The 6219-nt window shown below is 62.3% G+C and carries 5 protein-coding genes; 1 reads left to right on the top strand and 4 read right to left on the bottom strand.

Annotation, left to right across the window (positions count from 1 at the left end):
• Positions 1 to 139: 139 nt before the first annotated feature.
• On the bottom strand, positions 140 to 2986 hold the full coding sequence (gene rapA / locus K0H48_RS29040) for an RNA polymerase-associated protein RapA (protein ID WP_219337693.1): 2847 nt from the start codon (positions 2984 to 2986) through the stop codon (positions 140 to 142).
• Positions 2987 to 3203: 217 nt separating this feature from the next.
• Between rapA and K0H48_RS29035 the strand changes: the two genes are divergently transcribed.
• A complete protein-coding gene (locus K0H48_RS29035) occupies positions 3204 to 3545 on the top strand; it encodes an aspartate-semialdehyde dehydrogenase (protein ID WP_138816400.1) in 342 nt (113 codons plus the stop codon).
• Here the strand turns inward: K0H48_RS29035 and K0H48_RS29030 are convergent.
• The 3 genes from K0H48_RS29030 to K0H48_RS29020 form a co-directional block, all read right to left on the bottom strand.
• The gene (locus tag K0H48_RS29030; protein ID WP_219337692.1) at positions 3542 to 4723 is read right to left on the bottom strand and encodes an aminotransferase class V-fold PLP-dependent enzyme; all 1182 of its coding nucleotides are present in this window, start codon (positions 4721 to 4723) and stop codon (positions 3542 to 3544) included. The two genes, K0H48_RS29035 and K0H48_RS29030, sit on opposite strands and share 4 nt — an antisense overlap.
• The gene (locus K0H48_RS29025; protein WP_219337691.1) at positions 4720 to 5190 is read right to left on the bottom strand and encodes a RidA family protein; all 471 of its coding nucleotides are present in this window, start codon (positions 5188 to 5190) and stop codon (positions 4720 to 4722) included. Before K0H48_RS29025 ends, K0H48_RS29030 begins: the two co-directional genes overlap by 4 nt.
• A 90-nt stretch (positions 5191 to 5280) precedes the next feature.
• Positions 5281 to 6153 (bottom strand): LysR substrate-binding domain-containing protein, encoded by an 873-nt coding sequence (locus tag K0H48_RS29020; protein ID WP_219337690.1) that lies wholly within the window; start codon positions 6151 to 6153, stop codon positions 5281 to 5283.
• Positions 6154 to 6219 lie beyond the last annotated feature (66 nt).

The following is a 6219-nucleotide window of genomic DNA, read 5'->3' as shown; positions in this document are numbered from 1 at the left end:
CCTGTTCGCCACAACAGCCCACCTGCCACAGACTTCGTGTTAGCCGGTTGTGTAGATACTTATGCTGCGATGAGGTCCTTCAGGCCAATAAAAAAGCCCGCAATGCGCGGGCCTTCTTTTTAGCAGGGCAGGGCGGTTATCAACCCGCCACCAACACCCGAATCGCTTCCAACCGCAGCGCCGCCTTGTCGAGCATGGCCAGGCCTTGCTCGCGCTGTTGGCGCAGGGCCACCAGCTCGCTGTCGCGTACGGTCGGGTTGACCGCTTGCAACGCGGTCAGGCGCGCCAGTTCTTCGTCGGTATCGGCTGCCAGGCGACGTTTGGCTTCGGCCACACGCTCTGCGTGACGCGGGGTGATCTTCTCTTCGCCGGCGTTGATGCGCGGCGTGAGCTGATCGCGCTGAGCCTGCACGAACTTGTTGGCGCTGGCGCGTGGCACGCTTTCCAGCTGGTCGTTCAACGTTTCAAACGACACACGGCCCGACAGGTCATTGCCATTGGTATCCAGCAGGCAGCGCAGCGCCGCCGGCGGCAGGTAACGGCCCAGTTGCAGCGAGCGCGGTGCAACCACTTCACTGACGTAAAGCAGTTCCAGCAACACGGTGCCCGGCTTGAGCGCCTTGTTCTTGATCAGCGCCACGGCGGTGTTGCCCATCGAGCCGGACAGCACCAGGTCCATGCCGCCTTGCACCATCGGGTGTTCCCAGGTGATGAACTGCATGTCTTCACGCGACAGCGCCTGGTTACGGTCGTAGGTGATGGTCACACCTTCGTCGTCGCCCAGTGGGAAGCTGGCATCGAGCATTTTTTCGCTGGGCTTGAGGATCAGTGCGTTTTCCGAATGGTCTTCGCTGTCGATGCCGAAGGCGTCGAACAGGGTTTCCATATAGATCGGCAGGGCGAACTGGTCGTCTTGCTCAAGAATGTCTTCCACCAGCGCATCGCCTTCACCCGCGCCGCCGGAGTTGAGCTCCAGCAAGCGGTCGCGACCGGTGTGCAGTTCCTGTTCCAGACGCTCGCGCTCGGCACGCGCTTCGTCGATCAGGGCTTGCCACTCGCCGTCGTCGGCGTTTTCCAGCAGCGGCAGCAAGCGCGGGCCAAACTGATGCTGCAAGGCGTTGCCGGTCGGGCAAGTATTGAGGAATGCGTTCAGGGCTTCGTGGTACCACTGGAACAGGCGCTCTTGCGGGCTGGTTTCCAGGTACGGCACGTGCAGTTCGATCACATGCTTCTGGCCGATCCGGTCCAGACGGCCGATCCGCTGTTCCAGCAGGTCGGGGTGGGACGGCAGGTCGAACAGCACCAAGTGGTGGGAGAACTGGAAGTTACGGCCTTCACTGCCGATTTCCGAGCAGATCAGCACCTGGGCGCCGAACTCTTCGTCTGCGAAGTAGGCAGCCGCGCGGTCACGCTCGAGGATGTTCATGCCCTCGTGGAACACCGTGGCGGGGATGCCGGAGCGCACGCGCAGGGCGTCTTCCAGGTCCATGGCGGTTTCGGCGTGGGCGCAGATCACCAGCACTTTGGTGCGCTTGAGCATTTTCAGCTGGTCGATCAGCCACTCGACGCGTGGGTCGAAACGCCACCAGCGGTTTTCTTCTTCAACATCCGGCTGCGACTGGAAGCTGACTTCCGGGTACAGCTCGGCGTGTTCGCCCAGCGGCAGCTCGAGGTATTCGTCCGGGTTCGGCAGCGGGTAAGCGTGCAGCTTGCGCTCCGGGAAACCCTGCACGGCGGCGCGGGTGTTACGGAACAATACGCGGCCGGTGCCGTGGCGGTCGAGCAGCTCACGCACCAGGCGTGCGCTGGCTTCGGTGTCGCCATCGTTGACGGCGGCAAGCAGCGCTTCGCCTTCGTTGCCGAGGAAACCCTGGATGGTTTTGTGTGCTTTTGGCGACAGGCGGCCCTTGTCCAGCAACTCCTGTACGGCTTCGGCTACCGGGCGATAGTTCTCGCTTTCGGCGCGGAAGGCGTGCAGGTCGTGGAAGCGGTTCGGGTCCAACAGGCGCAGGCGCGCGAAGTGGCTGTCCTGGCCCAGTTGTTCCGGGGTGGCGGTGAGCAGCAACACGCCAGGGATCACTTCGGCCAGTTGCTCGACCAGCGCGTATTCCGGGCTGGCTTTTTCTTCATGCCACACCAAGTGGTGGGCTTCGTCGACTACCAGCAGGTCCCAGCCGGCGGCGAACAGCGCGTCCTGGGCCTTCTCGTCGTCCACCAGCCATTCCAGGGCTACCAGCGCCAGCTGGGTGTCTTCGAACGGGTTGGTGGCATCGCTTTCGATAAAACGTTCTTCGTCGAACAGCGCAACCTGCAGGTTAAAGCGGCGGCGCATTTCCACCAGCCACTGGTGTTGCAGGTTTTCCGGCACCAGGATCAGCACGCGGTTGGCGCGGCCCGACAGCAGTTGGCGATGGATCACCAGGCCGGCTTCGATGGTCTTGCCCAGGCCCACTTCGTCGGCCAGCAATACCCGTGGCGCGATACGGTCAGCGACTTCGCGGGCGATGTGCAGTTGGTGAGCAATAGGTTGCGCACGCACGCCGCCCAAGCCCCACAGCGAGGACTGCAACTGACGGCTGGTGTGTTCCAGCGTGTGGTAGCGCAGCGAGAACCAGGCCAGCGGGTCGATCTGCCCGGCGAACAGACGGTCGCTGGCCAGACGGAACTGGATGAAGTTCGACAGTTGGGTTTCCGGCAGGGTGACCTGCTCGTTCTGCCCATTGAGGCCGTGGTAGACCAGCAGGCCATCGACGTCGTCGACTTCCTGTACGGTCATTTTCCAGCCTTCGAAATGGGTGATGCTGTCACCCGGCGAAAACCTCACACGAGTGAGGGGCGCATTCCGTAGCGCATACTGACGAGTGTCGCCAGTGGCCGGATAGAGCACGGTCAACAAGCGCCCGTCCTGTGCCAGAACGGTGCCTAACCCCAGCTCTGCTTCGCTGTCACTAATCCAGCGTTGCCCCGGTTGATACTGCTGCGCCATGCTGCCTGACTCCCGCCGTGAAAAAGCCGACTATTCTAACGGAACACGGCTTCCAGACCAAAAGGAATAGGTGCAGCTTCAAGCTTTAAGCTACAAGCGGCAAGAAAAAGGGCGATATGTTCGTCGGATAGATGACGATTGGTTCACAAGTTGGGGGCTTGGCACTCAAGTCGCCCCTCCCGCAGCCGACAGTCTGCTGAACAGGAGACTAAAAGCCATGCTGCCACCCATACTGCCCCTGAGTGTTGTGCCGGTTACGTCACAGCTTGACCCGGTGCGCCAGAAGCCGGATATCCCGCCCGTGGTGCCTGTTCAGCCGGGCTCCAACGAAAGCACCATCGATCTGAAAAAGGGCGATGCCGAGCAGTCGACTTTTTTACTGCGCGAAGAACAACGCCGTCAGCAAGAGCAGCAGAAACGCCGGCGCGAAGCGGATGAAGACCCTGACGCGCACCTGGCGATCCCCGGCGATGAGCTCAACGCCGACAACACGGTGCCGGTAGCGCCGCTGATCGAAGACGCGCCGCGCCAGGGTTTGTGGGTGGACGTCGAGGTTTAATTGCGCAACTCGCGCAGCGCGGCGATCAGCAACTCGATGTCGTGCTCGGTGTTGAGCGGGCTGACAGACACCCGCGCAATGCTTGTAAGCCCCCGCGCCTGCATATCCAGCGGCGTGTAGGCCACGCCATTGGCGCCGATGTTGATGCGCTTCAATCCCAGCCTGCGTTTGAGTTCAAACGCGTCCCAACCGGCGAGGTTAAAGGCGATCAGTCCTGAGTGGGCCGTGCCCAAATCGTGCAGTGAGATGCCCGGAATCTGACGCAGCGCGTCGCGGATTCGTCCACTGAGCTGCAGGACCCTTTCCCATGTCTGCTCCACGCCCAGTCGGTTGATTTCCTGCAACGCATTGCCCAGGCCCACCAATAAGGCGTAGGACACTTCGCTGGTTTCAAAGCGGCGGGCATCGTTACGCAGGTCGAACCCTTCAGCAGTCCAGGGCGCCGAGAACACATCGCGCTGGGCGGGGTTCAGGCGTTGCAGAAAGTCCGGTCGTACATACAGCAGCGCCGTGCCACGCGGCCCGCGCAGGTGTTTGCGCCCGGCCGACTTGAGCACGTCGCAGTGCAACACTTGTACATCCACCGGCAACTGGCCGACGGCTTGGCCGGCGTCGATGAAGTAGGGGATTGCGTGGCGCCTGGCCACTTCGCCGATGGCCTGGGCCGGGTTGATCAGGCCGCCATTGGCCGGCAGCCAGGTCAGGTCGATCAGCTTGACGTTGGCATCAATCATCGCTTCCAGCGCCAGCGGGCACACTGCGCCGGTGGCATCGCAGGGAATGACCTCCACTTGTGCACCCGCTTGCAACGCCAGCTGCATACTCGCCAGGTTGCCGCCCCATTCATGGCGGCCGACCAGGATGCGCTCGCCCGGCTGCCAGGGGCCCAAGGCCTGGAACGCCATATTCCAGGCGGTTGAGCCGCTGCTGGCAAAGGCAATCGAGGAGGCGGGCGCATTGAGCAATTGCGCGGCTGCGCGCCGGGCTTTTTCCACCAGGATCGCGCCATGCTCGCCGGCTTCCATGGGGCCATCGCGGGCTTCGCGCTGCAACTGGTCGATGATGGCGTCGAGGGTGGCTTGGCTCGGCAGCGAGGCACCGGCGTGGTTGAAATGCACGATGCCCGATAGGCAGCCGGGTGTGTCGTCACGCAGGTGCTGGACTTGCAGCGGGCTCACGGCTGCAGCTCGAAAATGGCGTCCACCTCCACGGCGACGCCGGCGGGCAGGCTCGAAACGCCGACGGCGGTGCGCACGTGCCGGCCTTTGTCGCCCAGGGCATTGACCAGCAGATTGGAGGCGCCATTGGCAACCACGCTTTGGCGTGTGAAATCGCCGCTGCTGGCGATGAACACACCCAAACGGAGAATACGCACCACGCGCGACAGGTCATCGCCGACGGCAGCGCTTAACTGGCCGAGCAAGCCCAGCGCCGCCAGCTCTGCTGCCTGGGCACCTTCTTCATCGCTGAGGGATTCGCCCAGCCGGCCGATGTAGGCAGGTTTACCGTCGACCATGGGAATTTGCCCGGAGATAAACAGCTGGTTCTGGCTGATCACATGGTTGATGTAATTGGCTGCGGGTTGGCTGGGAGTTGGCAGCATCAGGCCAAGGGCTCGTACGCGTTGGCGGATGGAGTCGCTCATGTTGAATCCTCTCGGGTTAAGAGGTTTGAGCATGTTTGTTGTAGCAATGGGCGACAAACGGATAGATCTCACGCGACGTATCGAAATAGCTCATGCGTCGGCGCAGGTGTCTTGCAACCATTGACTGAAGCATTCGACGGCTTGGCTCGCAGGGCCTTGAGGCACGATCAGCCAGTAACCGATTTCACTGTGATAGGGCGGCCAGTCAAAGGCTTCCACCAGGCTGCCGTCCTTGAGCTTGCGCTCTATCAGACGATGACGGCCCATGGCGATGCCTTGGCCAGCCACGGCGGCTTCGACCACGATGTTGTAGTCGTGCAGCATCACGCGTGGGTGGTGTTCGAGGTCGACCCGGTAGTGCGCAGACCAATCCGTCCACTCGAAAGGGCGGTGCGAGGTGGCCATCAACAAGGGCGCGTTGTGCAGTTGACTGGCCTTGAAGGCCGGGCTGCACACCGGTGAGATGACCTCCGCCATCAAGCGTGTGGCCTGCACATCGGGCCAGTCGCCCTTGCCATAGCGGATGGCCAGGTCGACCTCGGCGGCGGCGACGTTGGCCAATTGAATCGCTGGCAGCAGCTCCACTTGGATATGCGGATAACGATTGAGAAACCCTGCCAGGCGCGGAGCCAGCCACAGCGTGGCAAACGAGGCCAGCAGGCCCACGCGCAGGACCGTGTTCGTGGGGGCGACTTTTTGCGCGCGGGTGGCGGCGGCGATCATGTCGAGGGCCGGGCGGATTTCGTCGTAGTAGTATTGGCCGTCGGCGGTCAGATCAATCGCGCGGGTGCGTCGAATAAACAGCGGTTTGCCAAGGTGTTCTTCGAGCTTATGGACCTGATGGCTCAAGGCGCTCTGGGTCACTGACAGCTCCTTTGCCGCCTTGATAAAACTCAAGTTGCGCGCCACGGCCTCGAAGGCGCGCAGGGCCAGCAGGGGTGGAAGGTCCTTGTGCAGTGCCACCTGAGTTCGTCTCCGGGTTTGGTGTGTTTGGGTGTGTGCCGATTTTGGGTGATGGTCTGCCTTTTG

The sequence above is a fragment of the Pseudomonas sp. Xaverov 259 genome (assembly GCF_019352915.1).
In the GTDB taxonomy this organism is placed as follows: Bacteria; Pseudomonadota; Gammaproteobacteria; order Pseudomonadales; family Pseudomonadaceae; genus Aquipseudomonas.
This window is presented reverse-complemented; position numbering and strand designations above follow the sequence as displayed.